Origin of the sequence: Cellulomonas chitinilytica (assembly GCF_016862675.1) — a bacterium.
GTDB classification, from domain to species: domain Bacteria; phylum Actinomycetota; class Actinomycetes; order Actinomycetales; family Cellulomonadaceae; genus Cellulomonas; species Cellulomonas chitinilytica.
Map to the genome: position 1 here is coordinate 62,271 of NZ_BONK01000004.1, position 23,359 is coordinate 85,629.

A 23,359-nucleotide genomic window follows, 5' to 3' on the forward strand; every position below is an offset into this window, starting at 1 on the left:
GACACGCTCGGCGCTCACCACACCCGCGTGCGCGACGTGCCCGACGTGAGGGACGCGAGCGGTCCGGCCGGGTAGGTGCCGCCCGACGACTTCGGCTGCCCCGTGAGGTCGGTGCCGAGCACCGCGGGGCTGCCGTCACGCTCCTCGAAGTCGGCGTCCGCGAAGCGCACCCGCTCGAGGTCGTCGCCGGTGACGAGCCCGATCCGCACCTCGTCGAACCCGGCCGGGAGCCGGGCCTCGAGGACGACCCCGCCGCCGTCGTCGACGACCGCGACGTGCACGTCGTCGCCCGCGAGCACGACCGCGCCGGGCTCGCCGGGGACCGGCTGCGCACCGCCGACGAAGACGTTGTCGCGCAGGTAGGCCGGCTGCTTCACGCCCTTGAACCGCTCGTGGTCGCCGCGCCACAGGTCGTGGACCTCGGCGAGGTAGGCGGCCAGGTCGGCGGGATGGCCGGTGTACCCGACCGTGCCGTGCCGGGCGGTGTCCCCCGTGCCGGCGTCGGGCGCGTACGCCGGGGTGCCGTCGCCGCCGAGAAAGACGTTGCCGACGAAGCGGTCGTCGCCGCCCTCGATCGCGGCGTACCCGGCGACCTGCGTGCTGTGCGGCAGGTGGTACGGCGTGGGGCGGTCGAGCACCGGCTGCAGCCAGAGCGTGCCGCGCACGAGGTTGTGCACGAAGGCACCGCCCTGGCTGAAGACCTCCAGGGACGCCGCCGACGCGAAGATGTTGTGCTCCACGAGGTAGGGCCCGTGCGACACCTCGACGAACAGGTCCCGGCTGTTGCCGTAGTACACGTTGCGCGAGACGCGGGTGCCCTGGGTCTGCCAGTCGAGCCAGGTGCCCAGCGAGCAGTCGTGGATGCGGTTGTGCCGGATCTCGACGTCGATCGCGGCGTGCAGCTTGATGCCGGCGATCTCGTACCCGTAGAACTCGCGCTTCAGGGCGATGTCGTGGATGTGGTTGTCCTCGATCGTCGAGAACACCGCGCCCAGGTGCCCCACGATGCCGTTCTGCCCGCAGTCGTAGATGGTGTTGCGGCGCACGACGTGCGAGCCGACGTGCTCCCGGTCCCAGCCGATCTGCCGTGCCGCGAACACCGACTCGAGCTGGTACTGGTAGCCGGGCTTGTCCCGGCGCCACCGGGCGTAGTTGTGGCCCGTCGAGGCCTCCTTGCCCAGTGAGATCCCCGAGCACTTCGCGTCGTGGATGACGTTGTCCTCGATGACCCAGCCCTTGGCCCAGTTCGGTCCGACGAGGCCCGGCTGGTCGGCGGTCGGCGGGGTCCACGGGCAGGCGGCCTGTGCCAGCTCGAACCCGCGCACGGTGATGTGGTCGAGGTGGTGCTCCGTCGGGAAGAACACCGAGCGGCGGACGTTGACCTCCACGAGCCGGGCGTTCGGGTCGGCGCCCTGGAAGTTGGCCCACACGGTCGTCTCGTCGGGGCCGACCTCCGCGTACCAGACGTACCGCGTCCGCTCCGGGTCGCGGATCGGGACGGTGGTGCCGGTCCAGTGGTCGACCACCGTGGTGCGCAGCGGCGGGTCGGCCAGCGCGGCGTGGTCCAGGACCTCGTAGAAGCTCGTCCCGTCGAGGTACACGTCGCCCAGGTGCGTGCGCGGCTGCCCTTCGACGTACAGGGCCCAGTCGCCGTCGAGCTCCTCGGCGAACGGGTTGAACTCGCCGAACAGCGTGTTCGGGATCGCGACCCTCCACACGGTCCCGTCCTCCCGCTCCCAGCCGGTGACCTGCTCGGAGCCCTTGATCACCACGTGCTCGCCCGGGGCGGCCTCGTAGGTGATCCGGCGCCGGTCGCTCAGCCCGCCCCGCTGCGGCCTGACCCACTCCCGGTACTCCCCGGCGTGCACGACGACACGGTCCCCCGGCCGCGCGACGGCCGCCGCCTTGCTGATGGTCCGGAACGGCGTCCCGGCGGACCCGTCGGCGGAGTCGGACCCGGTGGTCGCGACGTGGAGCGCAGGTGCCATCGTGCGTGACCTTCCGTACGTGCAGGCGACGTCGCCTCGGTGCGCGGGCGCCGGTCCATCGTCCCGCCGGTGTCGGCCGCTTGCATGTTAACGCTCACATGAGAGCCGGGCGCAGCACGCGACCGGACTCGTCAGCGCACCCGCAGCACCTGGCCCAGCCGCTCCCGCCGCCGGGCGGAGGACTCGACCGCGACCACCACGAGCACGGTCGCCGTCAGGAGCCCGACCGGCACGACCGCCCACCACGAGAGCACCACCGACGGGTCGGCCGACTGGCCGGTGACGAGCCGCAGCGCGAGCGGCGCGACGAGCCCGCCGACCAGCAGCACGCCGAGCAGCACGCCACCGAGCGCGGCCACCAGCGTCGGCGGCAGCAGCTCCCCGGCAGCGACCCGAGCCGTCCCCCGACCGCGCAGCCCGAGCACCCGGGCCGTCGCGAGCGACCGGGCACGACCCGGAGCGGACGCCGCCGCGTCGAGGACGACGACGACGACCGCGAGCCCGGCGCACACCGCCGCGACCAGCACGAGGAGGGTCAGCAGCCCGTCGGCCAGCGGGTCGGACCGCCGGTCCGCCAGCCACCGGGTGCGGGCGAGCACCGTCCCCCCGACCGGCTCGGCCGCCGCCCGGGCGGCCGTGGCCGCGTGCGGGCCGACCGCCCACACGGTGTTCGGGTCCACCGCCGCCTGCTCGGTCCCGACGGGGCGGGAGCCCACCTTCGCGGCTCGTGCGGCGACGGCCGCCCTGACGACCGCGGCCAGCGCCGCACGGTCCACCACCACGGTGGGGCCCGCGTTCGACCCGTCGGTCCGCTGCGCGGGCAGCGCGGGCACCCGGCCGACGGGCTGGAGGTCGATCGTCACGTCGCCCCACCTCAGCGACGGCTCGGTGCCCAGCAGAGGGTCGGCGACGAGGGCGGGCAGCGGGCCGGGGGTGGCGCGGGTCGTCGCGCCGTCGGACGCGTCGGCCAGTGCCGCGAGGGCCGGGGCCGGCCCGAACGGTGTGCGGGCGAGCAGCTCGCCGTAGGGCACCGGGTCGATCGCGACGACCCGCACCGCGTCGACGCCACGGACGTCGAAGAGCTGGCTCCGGTCCTGCACGCGCCCGACCGCCACCGCGTCGACACCGTCGGCGGCCGCCAGGTCGCCCGCGACGTCCTGCAGCGCCGCGTCCGGGGTCGTCGTGCGGACCAGGACGTCAGCCCCGACGCCGTCCCACGACCCGTCCGCCTGCCCGGAGCGGACGGTGCCCGCGAGGGCGGCGCACAGCGCGACGAGCGTGGTCACGACGACGAGCGCCACGAACGGCAGCACCGCTCCTGTGGACCGGGCGCGCGCCACGGCGAGCAACGGCCCGGCCTTGCGGGACCGGCGGGCGAAACGCAGGGCCGCGCCCAACAGCGGCGGGACGGCGCGCCACATGAGCAGCGCGCCCGCCGCGGCGACGAGGACGGGCGCGGCCGCGAGCGCGAGGTCGGCGGCGCCGGACATCGACAGGGCGCCGCGCCGGCGCAGGGCGGCCAGCGCGGCGACCGCCAGCACGAGCAGCGCGACCTCGACCGAGACCCGCCGCACCGTGCGGACGCGCTGCGCGAGGCGCCGGCGGTGCCGGTCGGTCGGGACGCGCCGGGCCTCGCTGCGCGCCGCCGTGACCGCGGCGGTCGCGGGCGGCGCGAGCACGCCCACGACCAGGATGACGACGACCCACGGCCACGTCACCGCGCCGGGTGCCACGAGGGCGCCGAGCGTCAGGCCCACCGCCGCCCCCGCGCCGACGACCACCGCGGACTCGGCTCCGGCCTGCCCGGCGATGCCGGCGAGGGAGGCGCCACGCGCCCGCACCGTGCGCAGCGCCACCGCGCGTCGCCGAGCGAGGAGGTCGGCGGCGACCAGCAGCACGAGCACGGCGCCGCACGCCAGCCCGGCGAGCACCACCATGGCCTGCGACCACGTCGCCGCCACGTGCTGCCGCGCCTGCGAGAGCAGCAGGTCGAGCCGGGACGTCACCGTGGGCTGGGGTCCCGGAGCGAGCAGCACGTCGGGTGACGCCTCGAGCGCCGCGACCTGCGTGGCGAGGGCCTCGGAGCTCCGGTAGTCCACCGCCCCGGGGTCCACGGGGAACTGGAACCTGCGGGTCACGCCGTCGGGCTCGAGCGCGGCGCGGGCCGCGGGGAGCGAGGCCGCGGACAGCAGCCCGCCCACCACCGTCGTCGGCTCGCTGCGTGGCCCGACCACGCGCGGCCGCAGCACCTCGGGTCGGGCCGCCCACACGGCCGCGCCCGGGTCCTGCGGCGCGAACACGCCCGTGACCAGCACCGGCACCGTGGTGTGGTCGGGCAAGACCACCTGGAACGTGCCGCCGGCCCCGACGCCGAGCGTGCGCGCCACGTCGTCCGACAGCGCGAGCTGCACGGCGCCGTCGGGTCCCGGGCGGCCCGGGGCGACCCCGTCGAGCCAGCGGACGGCGGGCTCCTGGCCCGCCCACAGGTACGTCATCCACAGGACGCCCCCGGTCGGCAGCCCGGGGGTGCTGAACCCGAGGTCGATGCTCGTCGCGGAGGCGACGGGCGGCCCGAGCACCGGGCGCAGCGACGGCGGCAGCGCGTCCTCGATCCGGCGCGCCGCGTCGTCGACGCCCCCCGTGGTGTCCGCGGCGCCCGCGGTCGGGTCCGACGCCCCCGGACCGTAGAGGCTGGTGACCACCAGGTCGGTGGGCGGGTCGGCCTGCGCGACGGCGGTCCGGACGGCGGTGTCGGCCCGGGCGACGAGCAGCCGGGGCACCGCGTCGGTGAGCATCACCGTGAGCGCGACGACGAGGACCGTGACGAGCAGCGGCCACAGGTCGGCGCGGGCCCGGCGCCACGCGACCCTCATGCGACCGGGTCCATCCGCAGCCGGGCGATCGTCGCGCGCCGCACCGCACGGGCGGTGAGCGGCACGACGAGCGCGGCGCAGCCGAGCACCAGCACGAGCACCATCGCCACCTGGGCGGGCCACGGCCACTGCACGGCCGCCGCCGGCACGGGCGCGAGCCCCTGCGGGGAGAGCACGAGCAGGGGGCCGACGGCCCAGCAGGCGAGGGCGCCCAGCACAGCGCCGGCCAGCAGCGACGCGCCCGTGACGATGGCCTGCTCGGCGAGCAGCGACGCGAGCACCGACCGTCGCGAGGCGCCCAGCCCGCTCAGGCGGGCCACGTCGAGCTCGCGCGCCTCGAGCGCGGTCGTGGAGTGCAGCGCGGTCCCGACGAGGGTCAGCACGAGGGCCGCGACGACCAGGAGTGCGGTGGCCGCCCGCTGCGGAGCACGGAGCGGACCGTCGGCGCTCTCCTGCGCCACGGCGGCGCGTGCGGTCACAGGACCGAGCCCCTGGGCCGCGAGCGTGCGGGCGGCGCCGGGAGGGGGCGCGCCACCGACCCACCACTCGTCGGTCAGGGTGTCGAGGCCGCCGTGGCTGAGGGCGGCGCGGGACAGGGCGTCGACGTCGGCCAGCAGCGCCGGCGCGCGCGGCTGCGACGGGACGTACGCCGTGATGCCGAGGACCTTCGCGTGCACGGGGGTCAGCCCGAGCGCGAGCTGCACGCCGTCGCCGACCTTCAGGCCGAGCTGGCCGGCCAGCCGGGCCGAGACCACGACGGGCACCTCCTCGACGGGACGGAACGCGAGCGCGGTGAGCGTGCCGTCCGACCAGTACAGGCCCGGCAGGTACGCGGTGCCGTCGAGGGTCAGCCGCACGCCGTCGGGCGCGGTCGTGGCCGTGACGTGGTCGAGCGCCGCCACGACGTACTCCTCGCCCCGTGCACGCGCGACGGACCAGGTGCTGCCGGACGCCGGCGTCGCGTCGCGCAGCGTCAGGTCCAGGTCGAACGGGACGTCGCTCTGCTGGTCGGGATCGGCGGCGTCGCCGAAGGCCGAGAGCCGGGCGTCCACGCCGACCACGCGGGCGTCCTGCGGGACGGCGACGGTGACGGTGTGCGGAGCGCCGTCCAGCGGCACCACGCCCGCGGCCAGCGCGGCGCGTGCGCCGTCGGCGTCCTGCACGACGAGGCTGAGGTCGGCGTCGATCGCGACGTCGTCCGCGACGTGGCCGGACACGACCAGGTCCGCGCTCGTGCCGGTCAGCAGCACTCCCCCGACGGCCTCCGCGGGTGCCAGCCCGGACGTGGTGTGCGCCCAGCCGCCGGCCGGCAGGCGCCCGCGCAGCAGCCCGTCGGCGTGCCGCGTGTCGACCGCGACGAGGTGCACGGCCTCGTCGGCGCTCTGCACCCGTGAGCCGAGCGTGACCGTCCGGCTCGTCACCGGGCTGACCTGCCCGTTCGTCGCCTCACGCAGCGAGGCGCCGGTGCCGAGCGCACGTGCCGGCACCACCAGGTCGGTACCGACGGCCGCCGCCGCCTGGTCGCCCTGGGACCGCACCCACGTCGCGGCGAACCCGACGCCGAACGTCGCGCACGCCGTCGCCAGCACCACGAGGAACGCCGCCGCGGCGCCCTGCGGTCGACGGGCCGCCCCCCAGGCCGCGAGCGGCAGGGTCAGCGAGCGGGCCGTGCGGGCGCGCGCGTCGGCCCGCCGGGCGAGCAGCGGGAGCGGGCGCAGGGCGAGCGCCGCGCCCGCCAGCAGGCACAGCACCGGGGCGACGACGAGCACCGGGTCGGCCACGGCGCCCGTCGCGACCTGGTGAGCGCGCAGCTGCAGGAAGGCGACGGCCGCGAGCGCGAGGAGCACGAGGTCGGCCCCGGAGCGGGCGACCACGCCGACCCGGTCCTCGCGGGTGCCGCGCGGCGTCCCGGTGCGCAGCCACGGCAGCACCAGGAGCACGCCGAGCGTGAGCGCGACCGCGGTGACGACTCCGGCGAGCCGCAGCAGCCCGCCCTCGGGGAGATCCGCGGGGCCGAGGCCGACCGCGTCCGCGAGCACCCGGTGGAGCGCGACCGCGAGCGCGGTCGCGGGGACGACGCACAGCAGGGCGAGGACCCCGGCCTCGGCGGCGGCCTGGCCGACCAGGCGGCTCCTGCCCATCCCGCGGGCGGCGAGGAGCGCCGCCTCGGGCGCGCGCCGGGCGGCGACGAGCCGCGCGGCCAGCACCACGGTCGTCCCGACGAGCGCGGCGCCCAGCAGGGCCACCGCGAGCACCCCGGAGCCGGTCACCCCTCGTTGCTGGCGCGCGGCGTCGAGCGTGCGCGCGAACGGCAGGTCCGTCACGACGTTCTCCGTGCGGTCGCCGAGGGTGCTGTCGAGCTCGCCGCGGAGCGCGTCGACCGCCGTGCCGGCCCGGGTCACGTCGACGGCGCTCGCACCCGACAGGTCGGGCTGCACGCGCAGCGTGACGCGGAGCAGGGGGATCCCGCTCGCGACGGCCCCGCCCGGCGCGACGACCAGCGGGCCGTAGGCGGAGATGGCGCCGCGGTAGTTCTCGCCCACCCCGCTGCCGTCCAGCGGGTCCTCCTGCCACGGGGCTCCCGGCCGGGGCACGAACGTCCCCACGACCGTCAGCGGCGCGCCGCCGGGGCCGCCCGGGGTGGCAGCGAGCGTCGTCGTGCTCCCGACGTCGAGGCCGAGCGCGCGGGCCGTCGACGTCGGCAGCGCGACCTCACCCGCCGCGGTGGGCCAGCGCCCCGACGCGACCGTCCCGCGCGCGTCCGGGTCGTCGAGCTCGGCGAGGTACGCCAGGCGCAGCGGACCCGCGTCGGGCGGCAGGTAGCGCATGACGGTCGACGTCCACGTGGTGACCGTCGCCGGGAGGTCCCCGAAGGGGGCGGTGAGCAGGGCCGTCGCGTCGGCGACCGCCCCCGAGGCGTCCCGTGCCGTCGCCGCGACGCGTTCGGTCACGTCCGGGTCGTCGGGGTCGTCCGGGAAGCCCAGCGCCACGCCGACCTGGACGTCCGCGGCGGGGGCGCGGACGATCGCGAGCTGCAGCGCCCGCTGCGGGGAGGCCGTCGTGAGCAGGACGCACGCGCCGATCAGCGCCGCGCCGGCGACCATGACCGCCAGCACCGCCGCGAGCACGCCCACCTGGGCCCGCCCGCGGCGCCACCAGAGGTCAGACACGCGCGCCGTCCCCGACGAGCCGGCCGTCCACGAGGCGCACCGCGCGGTCCGCGAGCGCGATCATCACCGGGTCGTGCGTGGCGACCAGCGCGGTCATGCCCTCCGCCTCGACGACGCCGCGGATCAGCGCCATGACCGCCAGCCCGGTCTCGCTGTCGAGCTGCCCCGTCGGCTCGTCGGCGACGAGCAGCCGCGGCGACCCGGCGAGCGCCCGCGCGATCGCGACCCGCTGCTGCTGGCCGCCGGACAGCTCGTCGGGCCGCTGGAGCGCGTGCGGGGCCAGCCCGACGAGGTCGAGCAGCATCTCGACGCGGCGCTCCCGCTCGGCGACCGGTGTCTCGCGCAGGCGCAGCGGGACGCCGACGTTCTCGGCCGCGGTCAGCACGGGGATCAGGCCGAACGTCTGGAAGACGAACGCGACCCGGTCGCGGCGCAGCAGCGCCTGCCCGTCCTCGGTCAGCGCGGCCACGTCGACGTCGTCGACCCGCACGCTGCCCTCGTCGGGACGGTCGAGCCCGCCGACGAGGTTGAGCAGCGTCGTCTTGCCCGAGCCGGACCGGCCGACGACCGCCACGAGCTCGCCCGGCGCCACGTCGAGGTCGACGCCGCGCAGGGCGTGCACGGCGGAGCGGCCCTCGCCGAAGGTGCGGTGCACGTCCCGGAGGCGGACGGTCGCGCCCGGCTCGACCCCCGGCTGCGCGCTCACCGGGCGCTGCCGTCGGGCCGGACGCTCACGTGGTCGCCCTCCAGCGCGAGGCGCACGCGCCGGGTCAGCGCGAGGGCGTCGCGGTACTCCTTCGGCACCTGCACGCGACCCGCCCGGTCCATCACCGCGTACTCCTCGTGCGTGGCGTCGCCGCCGGTGTGCCGCCGGAGCACCTCGCTGCTGGTCCGCCCGTCCCGGATCGCGACGGTGCGCTCCACCTGCCCGCTGACCGCCTGGTCGTGCGTGACGACGACGACCGTGGTGCCCGCCTCCCGGTTCGCGGTCCGCAGGGCGTCGAACACCTCCTGCGCGGTGGTGGTGTCGAGCTCCCCGGTCGGCTCGTCGGCCAGCAGCAGCTGCGGCTCGTTGGCGAGCGCGGTCGCGATCGCGACGCGCTGCTGCTCACCGCCGGACATCTCGTGCGGCTGCCGGTCGGCCAGGTGCCCGACGCCCACGAGGTCCAGCAGGTCGCCGGCCCGCGCGGCCCGCTGCCGGCGAGGCGTGCCCGTCATCGGGAGCGCGACGTTCTGCCGGGACGTCAGGTACGGCAGCAGGTTGCGCGACGTCTGCTGCCACACGAAGCCGACCATCGTGCGCCGGTACGCGACGCGGTCGCTCGCGTGCATCGCCATCAGGTCCCAGCGGCCCACGCGCACCTTGCCGGCCGTCGGCGCGTCCATCCCGGACAGCACCGCGAGCAGCGTGGACTTCCCCGAGCCGCTGGCGCCGACGACCGCGACCATCTCGCCCTCGTCGACCAGCAGGTCCAGGCCCTGCAGGGCCTGCACCTCGACGCTGCCCGACTGGAAGATCCGCACCAGGTTGTCGCAGACGACGAGTGCGTCATGACCGAACTGCGCGGGGGGCGCCGCGCCGCCACCCAGGGCCTCGAGCGTGCTCTCGGACACCGGCGGCTCCCTTCGTCGGACGAACCTGCACCCGCAGGCTAGGGCAACGCCCCGCTCCTGCTGTCGTGATCACCTCCAGGACACCTGCGGGACCTTCGTGTAGGTCACGCCGGCGGCGTCCCAGCGTTCTCCGAGCGGCACCAGCCGGGCCTTGAGGTCGTCGAGCTGCCGGTCCTGCTGCGGGGTCCAGGCGATCTCCGCGACGGCCGCGAGCCGCGGGAACGCCATCGACTCGACGTCCTCGACCGTCCGGAGCGTCTCGGTCCACAGCGGCGCCTCGACGCCGAGCAGGTCGTCGTCGCCGACGCCGTCGACGACCTGCGCCGGGTCCCACGAGTACGCCTCGGCCAGGTCGGTGAACCCGCGCGCCCACTGCAGCCCGTGCGGCGTCGAGGCGTCGTACTTCATGTCGAGGTACGTCGCGTCGGCGGGCGACATGATCAGCCGGCCGCCGCGGTCGACGAACGACCGCACGCGCTGCGCGAGCCCCTTCGTCTCGGGGCGCACGTAGCTCCAGTACTGGCCGACCGTGCCGGGCGGCAGCGGGCCGGCGTCCGCGATCTCGTGCCACCCCACGACCGTCTTGCCGGTCCCGGCGGCGATCTGCGCCGCCCGGGTCACGAACGCCGCGTACTGCTCGTCGGACGTGGCTCGGGACTCGTCGCCACCGATGTGCAGGTAGGGGCCCGGCGTGAGGGCGGCGACCTCGTCGAGCACGTCCTCGACGAACCGGTACGTCGTCTCGCTCTCCGGGTCGAGCGTGCTGAAGCCGACCTCGATGCCGCTGTACGCGGGGACCGCCCGTCCGTCAGGGTTGAGCTCGCCGTACGACGCGAGCGCGGCGTTGGTGTGCCCGGGCATGTCGATCTCGGGGACGATCGTGACGCCCCGCGCCGCCGCGTGGGCGACGATCGCGCGGTAGTCGTCCTGCGTGTAGAAGCCGCCGGGGTCGCCGTCGACCGCGTTGGCGGCGCCGACCTCGGTGAGGCGCGGCCACGAGCCGATCGCGATCCGCCAGCCCTGGTCGTCGGTCAGGTGCAGGTGCAGGTGGTTGACCTTGAGCAGCGCGACGTCGTCGACGTACCGCTCGACGTCCTGCACGCCGAAGAAGTGCCGGGCGACGTCGAGCATCGCGCCGCGGTAGGCGAACCGGGCGTGGTCGCGCACGTCCACCGCGGGGACCTCGCGCGCGGCCCCCGGGTCGCCGAGCGGCACGAGCTGCCGCAGCGTCTGCACGGCCGCGAACGCGCCTGATGGCTCGGCCGCGGCGATGTCGATGCCGTTGTCGTCGACGTGCAGGAGGTAGCCGTCGTACCCGGTGACGGCGGGGTCCACCGTGAGCCGGACGTCGGCGTCGGCCGGGCCGGCGGCCCCGCCGGTGGCCACGGCGACCCCGGTGTCCTCGTGCAGGAGCTCGACGAGCGCGGCGGCGGGCCCGGCGAGCTCCGGGTCGGCCGACACCGTGGCGCTGGTGCCGAGCACGAACGGCGCACCCTCCCCCGCCGTCAGCTCGACCGGCCGCGGCACGACGCTCGGGCCCACGGCGCCCGCCGGTGGAGGTTCCGCCGGGGGCGGCGTGCACGCGGCGAGCACGAGCACCGCTCCGACCAGCCCCGCCGTGATCCCCGCACCCGTGCGCCACCGTGTCATCAGGCCTCCCGTCCCGCGCGAGTCTGGCATCTCGTTGAACCAGAAGGCCCCTGCGGACGTCCCCTAGGTGGGTGGCGTGCCCGTCGACCGGCTGCTCGGGACACAGGGCCGTACGGGACGACGTCGACCGGTCCGGAGCCGGATCGCCGCCCGGGAAGAGGGGACCCCATGGATCGTCGGCGGATCGTCTGGACGCTGATCCTCAGCGCACTCCTGCTCGGCCTGGTGGGCACCACGCCCGCGTCGGCGGCCGGCACCTGGCAGCTCATCGACAACCACCAGCGGACGTGCGTCGTGAGCACGCGTGGTGGCACGAGCTACTTCGGCATCTGGGTCAAGGGCACCTGGACCCACCAGATCGACGTCGGCGCGAGCGCCCTGCCCGCGGGTGCGTCGACCTCCACCTTCTACGCACCGGTCCCGCCGGGCTCGAGCGACGGCGTCGGCTCGCTGGCGTACGTGGCGGTCGCGGTGCCCGCCGGGACGGCCGTCGGCACCTACACGGCGTCGCTGTGGGCGAGCGACGCGAGGTCCACCGACAGGGTGCCGATCACCCTGGTGGTGAACGCGACGAGCTGCCGCCGGTACTAGCCGGCGAGGATCGCCGCACGTCGTCCGGACCACCCCACCCTGGGACATACTGCGCGCCATGGGATGGGGCGCGACGCTGCTGCCGTTGTCGGGGATGGGTGACGCCTGGGAGTGGTTGGCGGAGTGCGCCGTCGACCCGCTGCCCGAGGCGCCACCCCCACCCGGGGCGCCGGTCGGCGCCGCCGACGTCCTGCGCCTGCTCAGGGCCGCCGGGCTGTCGGGCAGCACGTCGCCGCTGGTCGACGACGCGCTCGACCACCTGCGCCGCGACGACGCCGAGGACGGCGACGAGGACGACGCCTGGGGCGAGACGGCGCTGACCTGCGTCTTCCTCATCGACCACACGGAGCCCGGCGAGTACCACCGACCACCCGAACGCCTCGACCCGGGCACGCCCGTCGTCGCGATCGGGCTCGACAAGCCGCACCCGCACGCGGCGCTGCGGGCCGCGGCGGCACTCGTGCCGGTGTGGGGGCCGACGGTGGCGATGGAGGACTCGGGCTGCCGCTCGATCGTCGTCGACGGGCCGATCGGCGACCTGGCCGCCGCGACCGACCGCTGGCTCGACCATTGACGCATGCCGATATAGACATATGATCGCAGGATGGCACGGGCAGCGACCACGTCGGACGTCTTCAACGCGATCGCCGAGCCGCAGCGCCGGGAGATCCTCGCGCTCCTGCGGGCCGGCGAGCGGCCGGTGACCGAGCTCGCCCACGAGCTCGGGATGACCCAGCCGGGGGCGTCCAAGCACCTGCGGGTGCTCCGCGAGGTCGGGCTGGTCCGCGACCGCAAGGCGGGCAAGCAGCGGGTCTACTGCCTCGACGCCCGCGGGCTGCGACCGGTCCACGAGTGGACCGGCGGGTTCGAGCGGTTCTGGAACGAGAGCTTCGACCGGCTGGACGCGTACGTGCAGGACCTCACCCACGCACCGCAGGAGGAGTGACCGATGAGCACGACGGAGCACACGCCGACCGCGCAGCCCGCCACGGCCGACCGCGAGATCGTGGTCTCCCGGTCCATCAGCGCCCCACCCGAGCTCGTGTTCGAGGCGTTCACCGAGGTGCGGCACCTGTCGCAGTGGTGGGGACCGGAAGGGTTCACCACCACCACGCGGGCGTTCGAGTTCCGCGTCGGCGGGGAGTGGGACTTCGTGATGCACGGACCCGACGGGACGGACTACCCCGAGTGGATCTCCTGGACCGAGATCACCCCGCCGGAGCGGATCGCCCTGCGGCACGGCGAGCACCGCGACGACCCGGACTCCTTCGAGTCGGTCCTGACGTTCACGCCCGACGGCGCCACCACCCGGCTCGAGATGCGCACCGTCTTCCGGACCGCGGCGCAGCGCGACGAGGCGGTCGAGAAGTACCACGCGATCGAGGGCGGCCGGCAGACGCTCGGCCACCTCGCGGCCTACGTCACCCGGACCGCCGGGACGGGAACGGAGCCCTGATGGCCGGGACGGTGTTCTTCAGCGTGACCATGTCGCTGGACGGGATCATCGCGCCCGAGTCCCTCGACGACCTCATGGGGCCGCAGTGGAGGGAGCTGCAGCAGTGGGTCTTCCCGCAGCGGTTCTTCCGGGAGAACCTGCAGCTCGGCGAGGGCGGCGAGGAAGGGCGCGACGACGACATCCTGCGCGAGACGTTCGCGCGCACCGGCGCGAGCGTGATGGGCAGGCGGATGTTCGACGCCGGGGAGCACGCGTGGCCCGACGAGGCACCGTTCCACACCCCCGTCTTCGTCGTGACGCACGAGCGGCGCGACCCCTGGGAGCGCCCGGGCGGCACCACGTTCCACTTCGTGAACGACGGCATCGAGGCCGCGCTCGACCAGGCCCGAGAGGCCGCCGGCGACCGTGACGTCCGCATCGCCGGCGGCGGCGCGACGATCCTGCAGCACGTCAACGCGGGCCTGGTCGACGAGTTCTCGATCGCCCTGTCGCCCGTGCTGCTCGGCACGGGGATCCGCCTGTTCGAGGGCGTCGACGCGGGTCGGGTCGCCCTGGAGCAGGTCCGTGCCGAGCCGACGCAGCGGGTCACCCACCTGACGTACGCCGTCCGGGAGCGGTAGCAGCCTCCGGGTCACGGGTGCTGGGCGACGTACTCCCGTGCGGAGTGCAGCGCCACGTCGAGCCTCGCGCGGACGGCCGTCAGCTCCCCGCGATGAGCCTCGATGAACGGTGCCTGCAGGTCGGCGACCATCTGCGCGAGCCGGGGCACCAGCTCGACGTCCTCCTTGCACCGGGCGTCGACGACGGCGCTCGTCTCGTCGAGCGGTCCGCCGTTCGCCACCAGCGTGTCTCCTGAGTTGCGCTTGCCATCCGTGACGGCCCAGCGACCACGCCCCTCGTCGCGGTACAGCCCGTGGGAGGCCAGGCAGTCCCCCCACTCGCGCAGCACGAGCTGGCCGGCGTCGCTCTGCACGGCCTGCTCGATGAAGTCGGGGGGGACCTCGCTCAGCTCGGTGCTGGGCCAGAACTGCTGGACGGCCGGCGTCTCGCCGCACCGGTCGAGGATGGCCTGCTGCTCGCCGGTCCGAGCCTCGTCCTCCACCCGCTTCGCCACGCCGTAGCGCTGCGCCGGGACGCCCCAGACGCCGTAGCCGAACTGCTCGGCCGACGGCAGCCACCACACGCCGAACCGACGGTCGCCGACCGGGTTGGGTTCGGTCGCTGGGTCCAGGAGCGATTCCGACACGGGGTCGGTGATCTCGTACCCGCGGTCCGCGGCGCACGCGCGCATCGCCAGCGCGCTCGCCTGGACCACCTCGGCCTGCTCCTGCTCGGTGAGGGAGTACCGGTCGAGCGGCAGGGTGATCGTGCCGTCGGTCGTGTCGATCACGACCTCGCTGTCCTCCGGCAGCACCGCCGGGGTCGCGTCGTCCGCGACGAACCGCATCGCGGGCGCCGCACCGAGCGCGACCGCGAGGGCGACCACCGCGACCCCACCCACCACCGCGACCCTGCGGACGGTGCGCCGGCGGCGCCCTCGGCGCAGCGTGACGTCGACGTCGGTGGGGACGTCCGGCGCGGCCCGGTCGGCGCGCTCCCGCAACCTGTCGACCCAGAGGTCGTCGGGGATGACGTCGTGGCTCATCGCGGCCCTCCCTCGTCGTCGCCCAACGGCCCCAGGTGCGCCCGCAGGAGGCTGAGCCCGCGGGACGCCTGCGACTTGACCGCGCCGACGCTCACCCCGAGGTCGGCCGCGACCTCCCGTTCGGTCAGCCCGACCAGGTAGCGCAGCACGACGACGCGCCGCTGCCGGGTGGTCAGCCGCGCCAGGGCCCGGACGAGCTCGTCGCGGTGCTCGACGACGACCGACTCGCTGGCCCGGGCCGAGTCCGGGACCGACGCCGGCGCGCTCAGGACCTCGCGACGCCGCCGCCGCCACATGTCGATGCGGGAGTTCGCGAGCACGCGACGGGCGTACGCCAGCGGGTCCGTCTGGCGTGCCCGCGGCCACGCGACGTACGTCCGCACGAGCGCGTCCTGCACGAGCTCGGCGGCGAGGTGCGCGTCACCCGTCAGCAGCCACGCCGTCTTGCCGAGCTCGCCCCTGGCCGCCGCGGCGAACGCGGTGAACTCCGCGTCGTGGTCGGTCCGGGTCCCACCGGTCGGGAGGATGCCGACCTCGCCGACGACCGCCCCTGACCCGGCCGTCGACGACGGCGCCCGGGACGGGTCTGAGTCGGACACGAGTGCAGTCACACCCTTCACACGCACGGCGGCAGGCAAAGGTTGCCACCCGGATGCGAGCTCGCGTGTCCCCCGTGAGAGCTACCCACGACTGCCCTCCACGCGGTGACGTGCTGGAACACCCCGGATCCGTAGCGTCCTTGACGAGCCGCAGCACCCCGCTGAGGCCCTGTCGAGGAGGAACGTCATGCGTCTGTTGAAGCAGCTCGGGACCGTGGGAGGCGTCGCCGTCGTCGGCAGGGTGGCGGTCGGTCTGGTCGGGGGGAGCTGGCTCCTCCAGCTCCTCGTGGGTGCGGTGGCGGCGGTGCTCACCCTCCTCGCGTACGCGTGGGTGGTGCGCAGGACCGAGCACCGGGAACCGGTCGAGGTGGGACTGGCCGGGGCCCGCTCGGCCCTCGGCCGGGGCCTCGGGATCGGCGTGCTGATGTTCGTGGCCGTGATCCTGGCGATCACCGTCGCCGGCGGGTACCGGATCGACGGCTGGGGCTCGGTCACCGTCGCCCTGGGCGTGCTCGGTGCGACGCTCGCCGCCGCCGCCGCCGAGGAGCTCGTCTTCCGCGGCGTCCTGTTCCGGATCATCGAGGAGCGCGCGGGCACGTTCGGCGCCCTGCTGCTGACCGCGGCGATGTTCGGTGCGCTGCACCTGGTCAACCCCGAGGCCACCCTCTGGGGGGCGATCGCGATCACCGTCGAGGCCGGACTCATGCTCGGTGCCGCGTTCGTCGCGACCCGCACCCTGTGGCTGCCGATCGGCCTGCACATCGGCTGGAACTTCGCCCAGGCCGGCATCTTCGGCACGGTGGTCTCGGGCAGCGACCAGTCGCAGGGTCTGCTGGTCGGCGTCACGTCGGGTCCCGTCCTCCTGTCCGGTGGCGCGTTCGGCCCGGAGGCGAGCCTGTTCTCCGTGCTCGCCGGGCTGACGCTCACCGTCGTCTTCCTGCGCATGGCCGCCCGCCGCGGTCGTCTCGTGCCGAGCCGCCGGCACCGCGCCCCGGCCGAGCAGACCGTTACGGTCTGACCGTGACCGACCTCCGGAGGGTGTCCGCCGCGTGGCAGCGGTACGACGTCACGCGGCGGGACCTGCCGCTCGCGGTGGCGGTCGCCCTCGCACCGTTCGTCCCGGCGCTGCACACCCAGGGGACGCGGCTCGGTGGCGTGCCGGACCGCCCGGTCGATGCGCTCGCCCTCGTGGCGATCGCGCTCCAGTCCGCCCCGCTGGCGGTCCGCCGCCGGTGGCCGGCCGTCTGCCTGGCGCTCGTCTCGGTCGGCTTCGCCGTCGACCAGCTCCGCGGCTACCACACGGTCGCGGGCGTCGCTCTGCCCGTCGCGGTGCTCAGCGCGGCAGCGCACCTGGAGCACCACCGGCGCACGACGATGGTCGTCGCCTCCGGGGCGTACGCGGCGCTCGCCGTGGCCCTCGACCGGCGCGGGTCCGGCGAGGGCGTCGCGGGGTTCGTGACGTTCTACCTGTTCCTGGCCGTCGCCTGGGGCGTCGGGGCGTGGCTCCGCCAGACGAGGGCCGTCGAGGTCGCACGTCGCCAGCGCGTGGCCGAGACCACCCGGGCCGCCGAACGGACCCGCCTCGCCAGGGAGCTGCACGACGTCGTGACCCATCACGTGACCGCGATGGTCGTGCAGGCCGAGGCCGCCCGGTACCTGACCGCCGACCCCGGCCGCCTCGACCAGACCCTGACGGCCGTCACCGACACGGGCCGCCGGGCCATCAGCGACCTGCGACAGCTCCTCGACGTGCTCGACCCCGACCACGGACCCGGACCGCGCACACCGACCGTCGGCGACCTGGACGACCTCGTCGAGCAGACGCGACGCTCCGGCCAGCCCGTCGAGTACGTCGAGGAGGGCCGGCCGGCGCAGAACGCGGTCGCCGCCCACGTCGCCGTCTACCGGGTGGTCCAGGAGAGCCTGACGAACGCGCTCAAGCACGCGCACGGCAGCCGCACCGTCGTCCGCGTGCACCACGGCGCGGCCGACATCACCGTCGAGGTCAGCACGGACGGGTCCGGCGCGCCGACGGCGGCCGTCGGCGGCAGCGAGCGCGGCCTGGCCGGGCTCCGCGAGCGGGTCGGGCTGCTCGGCGGCGAGCTCAGCGCCGGACGTCAGCCCGGCGGCGCGTTCGTCGTCCGGGCCCGCATCCCCGCGGCGGGCGCGTCGTGACCGTGCCTGTCCACAAGCCCGTCCGCGTGCTCGTCTGCGACGACCAGGCCCTCATCCGCGCCGGCTTCGCGACGATCATCGATGCCCAGCCCGACCTCGAGGTCGTCGGCGAGTGCGGCGACGGACGCGCCGCGGTCGACCTGACCCGCCAGGTGCACCCCGACGTCGTCGTGATGGACGTCCGCATGCCCGTGCTCGACGGCATCGAGGCCACCCGCCTGCTCGCCGGCGCCGGCGTGCCGGACCCCGTCAAGGTCCTCGTCGTCACGACCTTCAACCTCGACGAGTACGTCTACGAGGCCCTGCGCGCCGGTGCCAGCGGGTTCCTGCTCAAGGACGCCCCACCGGCGCAGCTGCTCGACGGCATCCGCACCGTCGCCGCCGGTGCCGCCCTGCTCGCACCGGAGGTGACACGGCAGCTCGTCGGCCGGTACGCCAGCCGGATCAGCCCCCCGGAGCCCGTCACCGACGACAGCAGGCTGACCCCGCGCGAGCTCGAGGTGCTCCGCCTCATCGCCGACGGGCTGTCGAACGGCGAGATCGCCGCGACCCTCGTCCTCAGCCACGAGACCGTCAAGACGTACGTGTCGCGCATCCTCACCAAGCTCGACCTGCGCGACCGGGTGCAGGCCGTGGTCTACGCGTACCGCAGCGGCCTGGTGACCTGACGGGCGGCGACGATCCCCGTCGGACCTCCCGCGCGCCGGGCGGCGGCCGCCGCCGTCAGCCCTCGTCGCCCGCCTCGTCGACGTCCCCGTCGAGACAGAGCGCCGCGAGCCGAGGCAGCCTCCGCCGCATCTCGTCATCGTTCTCGAAGTCTCATCGCTCGCCGGAGGATGCGCTCCAGCGGCAGCTCTGGCCAGCACCCCGGTCAACGCCTCGTCGAACGGCACGTCCGCCGCCGCGCGTGCCGTCTCGACGAGCGTCCGTCGTCCCTACAGGCCGGCGAGGCGCGCGCGCAGGAACCGCTCGATGCGAGCGGAGTCGTCGGGTTCCTCGGTCAACCCGACGCGCTCGCTGACCGCCGCCCAGCCCTCGAGCTCCGCCAGGACGAACGACCAGTCCGCGAGCCGCAGACCGACGGAGAGGAACGCGTCGGGCGGGGGCCACCCGAGTGACCCGTCGTCCACGTGCGGATGGGCCGCAGACGCGGCCCATCCCGTCCGTCGAACTCTCCTGCCGGTCGCGACGCGGTCGTCGTCACCGTCGACCGCCGCGACGGCGACGGTGTTGTCGACGGTGGCGTCGATCAGCTGCCAGTCGCGCACCGGCATCGTGATGTGCTGGATGTCGTCCATGCCCGTGCGTCACCCCTCGCTGGAACGTCTCCTCGACAGGGCCCGACGTTAGCCTCGGTCGCATGCCCATCAAGCTGGAGAACGTCGGCATCGCCGTCCGCGACCTCGACGCGACGATCGCCTTCTTCACCGACCTCGGACTCACCGTCGTCGGCCGCGACACCGTGAGCGGCGAGTGGACCGACACCGCCGTCGGCCTCGACGGCAACCACGCGAAGATCGCGATGCTCCAGACGCCCGACGGTCACGGTCGCCTCGAGCTCTTCGAGTACCTCCACCCCGACGCGATCGACACGGAGCCCACCCGTCCGAACGAGATCGGCATGCACCGCGTCGCCTTCTCCGTCGACGACATCGACGCAGCCCTGGAGATCGCCGCACGGCACGGGTGCCACCCGCTGCGCGGTGTGGCGACCTATCAGGACGTCTACAAGCTCACCTACCTCCGCGGTCCCAGCGGCATCCTCGTGATGCTCGCCGAGGAGCTGCGCAAGGCGTGAGGGTCGATCGGCTCCCGTCGGAAATCGCTCGCACGTTGTCGTTATCTGTACTCATCTAAGATGATGTGTATACGGTAAGCGACACTCGAGCCAAGGAGGGGCGACGTGAACCGCCTGGACGCACTGCCCGACGGCGCGTTCACGCTCGACGACGCCGCCATCGCCGGGATCAACCCCCGCGCGCTGCAGCGCCTCGCCGCCGACGGGCGCGTCGAGCGGATCGGCCACGGGCTCTACCAGCGACCCGAGACCGCGACGTACGACACCGACCTGTACGCCGCCGCCAGGAGGCAGCCGCTCTCGACCCTGTGCCTGGCGTCAGCCCTCGCCCACCACCGCCTGACCGATGCGATCCCCGCACGCATCGACCTGGCCCTGCCACGCGGCACACGCCGTCCCGCGACCAGCCAGACCATCCAGTGGCACCACTTCGATGGCGACACGTTCACCATCGGCCGGAGCACGACCGCCATCGAAGGCTCCGACGCCACCGTGGGCCTCTACTCCGCCGAACGCTCCATCGTCGACGCGTTCCGCCTGCGCAGCACAGTCGGCTACGAGCTCGGAATCGAAGCGCTACGCACGTGGCTGCGCCGTCGAGGCAGCCACCCCAGCTCGCTGCTGAGCATCGCCGACGCCCTGCCCCGAGCCCAGGGACCGCTTCGAGACGCGCTGAACCACCTCGCATGAGACCCGCCCAGACGTACGCCGCCCTACGACGCGAAGCCAACGCACGAGGACGAGCATTCGGCGAGATCGTCACCTTGTACGCGTTGGAACGCTTCCTCGCGCGCCTGACCCAGACCCCGTACCGCGACGACTTCGTCCTCAAGGGCGGCGTGCTTCTCGCGGCCTACGGCCTGCGTCGCCCGACACGCGACATCGACGCCCAGCTCATCGACCGGGACCTCGACGCGGCGCACCTGCTGACCGTCGTGCGCGCCGTCGCCGACGTGGCCACCGAGGACGCCCTCGTGCTGCACGTCGAGGACGCATGGGTCGAGCAGATCCGCGACGAGGACGCCTACACCGGGCTGCGGGTGCACGTCGCCGCCCACGTGCACACGTTCGACGTCAGCACCTTCAAGGTGGACGTGTCCACAGGCGACCCGATCAGCCCGCAGATCGACACCATCGAGCTGCCCACGATCCTCACCGAAGACACCATCACGCTGCGGGCGCACCCGCTGCCGACGGTCGTCGCCGAGAAGACGGTCACAGTCATCGAGCGAGGCACGACCAGCACACGATGGCGCGATCTGATGGATGTCGTGACGCTGGCCCGTACGCACACCTTCAACGCCGGCGAGCTCAACGCCGCAGGCAACGCCACCGCCGCCCATCGCGGCGCGAACCTTGGCCCTCTCGCGCCGCTCGTCAAAGGGTACGGAGAGGTCGGGCAAGCCAAGTGGGCCGCGTGGCGCCGCGCGTGGCAGCTGGAGGACAGGACCGAGCGCAGCCTCGACACGCAGGCCGAGCTGGTCGCGGCGTTCGTGGACCCCGTGTACGCGGGCAACGTCACCATGGCCGCCACCTGGAACCCGGACGCGTACGAGTGGCGCGAGCCCGGCTCCGACCCGGAGTAGCGCTCGGGCATGGCGGTCGCTCCCGCGGAGGCTGGCTCAGTGAGGTCGGGGGCTGAGTACGACGCCCGGCGACACCAGTGCGGGCGACGCGCTCCCGTCCGGACGAGGGCGGGCCGTCGGCTACCGCGTGATCTCCGCCGAGTCTTCCCGATGGGCGGCGTAGATCGCCGCGCGGATCGCCGACCTCACCTCGTCGATCCGGGCGTGCACACGTCGCAGCGTCTCGGGACCCGGCGTGCCGGTGGGGATGGCGAGCGGAATCGCGCGTCCCACCGTGCCCCGGGCGACCTGCTCGGGCGCGAGGTGCTCGAGGACGTCGAACGCGATCGCCGCGTGCCTGGTGTCGTTGTGGACGCGGATCCAGACCCGGGGTTCGGGCCGCCCGGACGGGTGCTCCTTGCGGCCGGACGCGATGGCGACGTGGGTGTCGAACGGCGTGACCTGGACGTACCGCACGACGTCGAAGTCGGGGTCGACCCGGACCTGCGGGTACAGCCTCTGCCCTCCGAAGAGCACCGTGGTCACCTCGAGGACCATCCGCTCGATGTCGCCCTTGCGGAGGTCGCAGTCGTCGAGCAGGTCCGCGGGTTCGAACGGCGGCATGCCGAGCACCGCCGCCATCGCGTCGTGCAGGTCGGGCGGGCCGGAGGCGACCTCGGACGCGAGGGCCTCGTCGATCGCCGAGACGATCGCGGAGGCGGTCGTCACGATCTGGTCCCGGACGGTGTCGATCATGGCCGCACCCCACCGACCGGGCGGGATCTGCAACGGCACCCCCAGTCCCTGGCCCTCCCGCAGCGTCCCGGAGGGGTGCAGGTCGTCGAGGACCCTCTGGGCGACGTGCGCGAAGGCGGTGTCGTCGGAGATCCGCAGCCAGGCCCACGGGCGCGGTGCGTCGACCTGCCTGCCCTTGCGTCCCACACCGACGACGAGTGACGTCGGCAGCGGAGCCAGCTCGACGAACCGGCGCACCTCGAAGTACCGGTCGGTGCCGGCGGGCGACCGCTGCCCGAACAGCCCGGACGACGCCTGCTCGACGACGCGCCAGATGTCGTCGCGGCGGCCCGGCTGGTCCTCCGTCAGCTCCGCCTCGGTGAGCGGCGAGATGTCCAGGGCACGCGACGCCGCCACCAGCCCGGCGAACTGCGCGACGTCGGGGCTGTCCGGGAGGCGATCGGCCAGTGCGCGCGTGACCTCGTCGTACGTCCAGACGTCGAGGTGGACGGACTCGTCGGGGAACAGCACGCGGTACTCGGCCAGGACGCGGTCCGCCTCGTGGCGTCGTGACTCGGGTACCAGCACCGCGAGCAGCCCGCCCGAGTCGGGCAGCCGGTGACGGTAGGCGGCGACCTGTCCGACGTCGAGGGTGTGGCCGATCTTCGCCTCGACGACGACGTGCGCGACGGCCGGTCTCCCCCAGTGGCACTCCAGGTCGGTGCGCCCGCGGTCCGCACCGACGACCTCCGTCAGCCACCGCGGCTCGTGTCCCGGTTCGATGCCACCCCGCACCAGCAGAGGGTCGAGGGCATCGGCCGCGCCGGCGAGCCCGAGCAACCACCACAGGCCGCGCGTCAGTGCGACCTCAGGCTGCACCAGGACACCGGCAGGGACCAGCGCGGCCAGCAGACCGTTCGGTGGATGAGGTTCCGGCGCCGGCGCCATACCTCGCACCGTACTGTCGCAGGAGCTGTCCGCCGTGCCTGACGACGGCACGACTCACGCAAGGAGCACCCATGCGCACCCGCCCGACACCTGCCCTCGCCGCCTCGGCGCTCACCCTGGCCGCGGGCCTCGTGCTCGCGGGCTGCTCGCGATCGGACGACGCCCCGGAGAGCGCTGCGACCACACCACCGGCCGCCACCGAGAAGGTCGAGGGATCCGGCGGCGACTTCTGCGCGGCCTACGACGAGGCCGGCGGGACGCTGGCGACGCTCGGGCCGTTCCAGGTGGCGATGCCGCCCGAGGAGACGCTCGCCGACCTGGGCCCGCGCATCGAGGTCCTGGAGGCCGTCTCGCCGCCGGACGACATCGCCGCGGAGTGGCAGACCCTGCACGACCTGTACACCGAGGCCGTCACGATCGCCGAGCAGACCCCCGACGACGGCGTGGTCGCCGGGCCGAGGATCTTCGAGATCGTCGAGGAGCTCGACGCGCCCGGCAGCACCGTCCTCGACTACCTCACGACCACCTGCTGACCGCCCAGGAGCGTCGCTC

The 23,359-nt window shown here is 74.6% G+C and carries 22 protein-coding genes; 12 read left to right on the top strand and 10 right to left on the bottom strand.

All coding sequences use genetic code 11. The features are described 5' to 3' along the window. Positions 1-14: 14 nt before the first annotated feature. From Cch01nite_RS06815 to Cch01nite_RS06840, 6 genes are all read right to left on the bottom strand, one after another. Positions 15-1,988, bottom strand: a complete 1,974-nt coding sequence (locus Cch01nite_RS06815) for a right-handed parallel beta-helix repeat-containing protein (protein ID WP_203750322.1) — start codon at positions 1,986-1,988, stop codon at positions 15-17. Positions 1,989-2,119: 131 nt separating this feature from the next. Then, positions 2,120-4,861 (bottom strand): FtsX-like permease family protein, encoded by a 2,742-nt coding sequence (locus Cch01nite_RS06820; protein WP_203750323.1) that lies wholly within the window; start codon positions 4,859-4,861, stop codon positions 2,120-2,122. Then, the gene (locus Cch01nite_RS06825; protein WP_203750325.1) at positions 4,858-8,031 is read right to left on the bottom strand and encodes an ABC transporter permease; all 3,174 of its coding nucleotides are present in this window, start codon (positions 8,029-8,031) and stop codon (positions 4,858-4,860) included. Before Cch01nite_RS06825 ends, Cch01nite_RS06820 begins: the two co-directional genes overlap by 4 nt. Then, positions 8,024-8,737, bottom strand: a complete 714-nt coding sequence (locus Cch01nite_RS06830) for an ABC transporter ATP-binding protein (RefSeq protein ID WP_203750327.1) — start codon at positions 8,735-8,737, stop codon at positions 8,024-8,026. The genes Cch01nite_RS06825 and Cch01nite_RS06830 overlap by 8 nt, the downstream gene beginning before the upstream one ends. Beyond that, on the bottom strand, positions 8,734-9,645 hold the full coding sequence (locus Cch01nite_RS06835) for an ABC transporter ATP-binding protein (protein ID WP_203750329.1): 912 nt from the start codon (positions 9,643-9,645) through the stop codon (positions 8,734-8,736). The genes Cch01nite_RS06830 and Cch01nite_RS06835 overlap by 4 nt, the downstream gene beginning before the upstream one ends. 69 nt (positions 9,646-9,714) lie before the next feature. Continuing rightward, a complete protein-coding gene (locus Cch01nite_RS06840) occupies positions 9,715-11,295 on the bottom strand; it encodes a beta-N-acetylhexosaminidase (RefSeq protein ID WP_203750332.1) in 1,581 nt (526 codons plus the stop codon). Positions 11,296-11,463: 168 nt separating this feature from the next. Between Cch01nite_RS06840 and Cch01nite_RS06845 the strand changes: the two genes are divergently transcribed. From Cch01nite_RS06845 to Cch01nite_RS06865, 5 genes are read left to right on the top strand one after another with little or no spacing between them, the layout of a single operon-like run. Continuing rightward, complete coding sequence (locus Cch01nite_RS06845; protein WP_203750335.1) at positions 11,464-11,886, top strand: DUF5980 family protein; 423 nt, start codon at positions 11,464-11,466, stop codon at positions 11,884-11,886. A 58-nt stretch (positions 11,887-11,944) separates the two neighbouring features. After that, positions 11,945-12,460 (top strand): hypothetical protein, encoded by a 516-nt coding sequence (locus Cch01nite_RS06850; RefSeq protein ID WP_203750338.1) that lies wholly within the window; start codon positions 11,945-11,947, stop codon positions 12,458-12,460. A 30-nt stretch (positions 12,461-12,490) separates the two neighbouring features. After that, entirely contained in the window at positions 12,491-12,832 is a 342-nt protein-coding gene (locus Cch01nite_RS06855; protein ID WP_203750341.1) for an ArsR/SmtB family transcription factor, read from the top strand. Between the two features lie 3 nt (positions 12,833-12,835). Further along, complete coding sequence (locus Cch01nite_RS06860; protein WP_203750344.1) at positions 12,836-13,342, top strand: SRPBCC family protein; 507 nt, start codon at positions 12,836-12,838, stop codon at positions 13,340-13,342. Then, positions 13,342-13,962 carry a dihydrofolate reductase family protein gene (locus Cch01nite_RS06865; RefSeq protein WP_203750347.1) on the top strand — a complete coding sequence of 207 codons (621 nt, stop codon included), beginning with the start codon at positions 13,342-13,344 and terminating at the stop codon, positions 13,960-13,962. Before Cch01nite_RS06860 ends, Cch01nite_RS06865 begins: the two co-directional genes overlap by 1 nt. Positions 13,963-13,973: 11 nt before the next feature. Here the strand turns inward: Cch01nite_RS06865 and Cch01nite_RS06870 are convergent, their stop codons facing one another. Beyond that, positions 13,974-14,987, bottom strand: a complete 1,014-nt coding sequence (locus Cch01nite_RS06870) for a hypothetical protein (RefSeq protein ID WP_203750349.1) — start codon at positions 14,985-14,987, stop codon at positions 13,974-13,976. Further along, positions 14,984-15,586 carry a SigE family RNA polymerase sigma factor gene (locus Cch01nite_RS06875; protein WP_373309833.1) on the bottom strand — a complete coding sequence of 201 codons (603 nt, stop codon included), beginning with the start codon at positions 15,584-15,586 and terminating at the stop codon, positions 14,984-14,986. Before Cch01nite_RS06875 ends, Cch01nite_RS06870 begins: the two co-directional genes overlap by 4 nt. 187 nt (positions 15,587-15,773) lie before the next feature. Here Cch01nite_RS06875 and Cch01nite_RS06880 point away from each other — a divergent pair, with 187 nt between their 5' ends. Genes Cch01nite_RS06880 through Cch01nite_RS06890 form a run of 3 tightly spaced genes read left to right on the top strand, consistent with a single transcriptional unit; the run spans position 15,774 to position 18,429 of the window. Beyond that, positions 15,774-16,604: a CPBP family intramembrane glutamic endopeptidase gene (locus Cch01nite_RS06880; protein ID WP_203750350.1), complete on the top strand. Its 831-nt coding sequence runs from the start codon at positions 15,774-15,776 to the stop codon at positions 16,602-16,604. A 2-nt stretch (positions 16,605-16,606) separates the two neighbouring features. Further along, positions 16,607-17,761 (top strand): sensor histidine kinase, encoded by a 1,155-nt coding sequence (locus Cch01nite_RS06885; RefSeq protein WP_203750351.1) that lies wholly within the window; start codon positions 16,607-16,609, stop codon positions 17,759-17,761. 2 nt (positions 17,762-17,763) lie between these two features. Continuing rightward, positions 17,764-18,429 (top strand): response regulator, encoded by a 666-nt coding sequence (locus tag Cch01nite_RS06890; RefSeq protein WP_203751139.1) that lies wholly within the window; start codon positions 17,764-17,766, stop codon positions 18,427-18,429. 267 nt (positions 18,430-18,696) lie between these two features. On the opposite strand, the gene Cch01nite_RS06895 is transcribed toward Cch01nite_RS06890, so the two are convergent. After that, positions 18,697-19,059: a hypothetical protein gene (locus Cch01nite_RS06895; RefSeq protein WP_203750352.1), complete on the bottom strand. Its 363-nt coding sequence runs from the start codon at positions 19,057-19,059 to the stop codon at positions 18,697-18,699. Between the two features lie 62 nt (positions 19,060-19,121). Between Cch01nite_RS06895 and Cch01nite_RS06900 the strand changes: the two genes are divergently transcribed. The 3 genes from Cch01nite_RS06900 (at position 19,122) to Cch01nite_RS06910 (ending at position 21,145) form a co-directional block, all read left to right on the top strand. Further along, positions 19,122-19,559, top strand: a complete 438-nt coding sequence (locus tag Cch01nite_RS06900) for a VOC family protein (RefSeq protein ID WP_203750353.1) — start codon at positions 19,122-19,124, stop codon at positions 19,557-19,559. A gap of 105 nt (positions 19,560-19,664) precedes the next feature. After that, positions 19,665-20,249: a type IV toxin-antitoxin system AbiEi family antitoxin domain-containing protein gene (locus Cch01nite_RS06905; RefSeq protein WP_239070010.1), complete on the top strand. Its 585-nt coding sequence runs from the start codon at positions 19,665-19,667 to the stop codon at positions 20,247-20,249. Then, positions 20,246-21,145: a nucleotidyl transferase AbiEii/AbiGii toxin family protein gene (locus tag Cch01nite_RS06910; protein WP_203750354.1), complete on the top strand. Its 900-nt coding sequence runs from the start codon at positions 20,246-20,248 to the stop codon at positions 21,143-21,145. Before Cch01nite_RS06905 ends, Cch01nite_RS06910 begins: the two co-directional genes overlap by 4 nt. A 120-nt stretch (positions 21,146-21,265) precedes the next feature. On the opposite strand, the gene Cch01nite_RS06915 is transcribed toward Cch01nite_RS06910, so the two are convergent. Then, a complete protein-coding gene (locus tag Cch01nite_RS06915; protein ID WP_203750356.1) occupies positions 21,266-22,738 on the bottom strand; it encodes a hypothetical protein in 1,473 nt (490 codons plus the stop codon). Between the two features lie 140 nt (positions 22,739-22,878). Here Cch01nite_RS06915 and Cch01nite_RS06920 point away from each other — a divergent pair, with 140 nt between their 5' ends. Then, a complete protein-coding gene (locus Cch01nite_RS06920) occupies positions 22,879-23,340 on the top strand; it encodes a hypothetical protein (protein WP_203750358.1) in 462 nt (153 codons plus the stop codon). The last annotated feature ends 19 nt before the right edge of the window (positions 23,341-23,359 follow it).

What these genes read in the sequence shown, in the direction of transcription:
- Cch01nite_RS06815 (WP_203750322.1), bottom strand. Translation starts at nt 1,988, where the DNA reads ATGGCACCTGCGCTCCACGTCGCGACCACCGGGTCCGACTCCGCCGAC.
- Cch01nite_RS06820 (WP_203750323.1), bottom strand. Translation starts at nt 4,861, where the DNA reads ATGAGGGTCGCGTGGCGCCGGGCCCGCGCCGACCTGTGGCCGCTGCTC.
- Cch01nite_RS06840 (WP_203750332.1), bottom strand. Translation starts at nt 11,295, where the DNA reads ATGACACGGTGGCGCACGGGTGCGGGGATCACGGCGGGGCTGGTCGGA.
- Cch01nite_RS06845 (WP_203750335.1), top strand. Translation starts at nt 11,464, where the DNA reads ATGGATCGTCGGCGGATCGTCTGGACGCTGATCCTCAGCGCACTCCTG.
- Cch01nite_RS06850 (WP_203750338.1), top strand. Translation starts at nt 11,945, where the DNA reads ATGGGATGGGGCGCGACGCTGCTGCCGTTGTCGGGGATGGGTGACGCC.
- Cch01nite_RS06855 (WP_203750341.1), top strand. Translation starts at nt 12,491, where the DNA reads ATGGCACGGGCAGCGACCACGTCGGACGTCTTCAACGCGATCGCCGAG.
- Cch01nite_RS06860 (WP_203750344.1), top strand. Translation starts at nt 12,836, where the DNA reads ATGAGCACGACGGAGCACACGCCGACCGCGCAGCCCGCCACGGCCGAC.
- Cch01nite_RS06865 (WP_203750347.1), top strand. Translation starts at nt 13,342, where the DNA reads ATGGCCGGGACGGTGTTCTTCAGCGTGACCATGTCGCTGGACGGGATC.
- Cch01nite_RS06870 (WP_203750349.1), bottom strand. Translation starts at nt 14,987, where the DNA reads ATGAGCCACGACGTCATCCCCGACGACCTCTGGGTCGACAGGTTGCGG.
- Cch01nite_RS06880 (WP_203750350.1), top strand. Translation starts at nt 15,774, where the DNA reads ATGCGTCTGTTGAAGCAGCTCGGGACCGTGGGAGGCGTCGCCGTCGTC.
- Cch01nite_RS06895 (WP_203750352.1), bottom strand. Translation starts at nt 19,059, where the DNA reads ATGGACGACATCCAGCACATCACGATGCCGGTGCGCGACTGGCAGCTG.
- Cch01nite_RS06900 (WP_203750353.1), top strand. Translation starts at nt 19,122, where the DNA reads ATGCCCATCAAGCTGGAGAACGTCGGCATCGCCGTCCGCGACCTCGAC.
- Cch01nite_RS06910 (WP_203750354.1), top strand. Translation starts at nt 20,246, where the DNA reads ATGAGACCCGCCCAGACGTACGCCGCCCTACGACGCGAAGCCAACGCA.
- Cch01nite_RS06920 (WP_203750358.1), top strand. Translation starts at nt 22,879, where the DNA reads ATGCGCACCCGCCCGACACCTGCCCTCGCCGCCTCGGCGCTCACCCTG.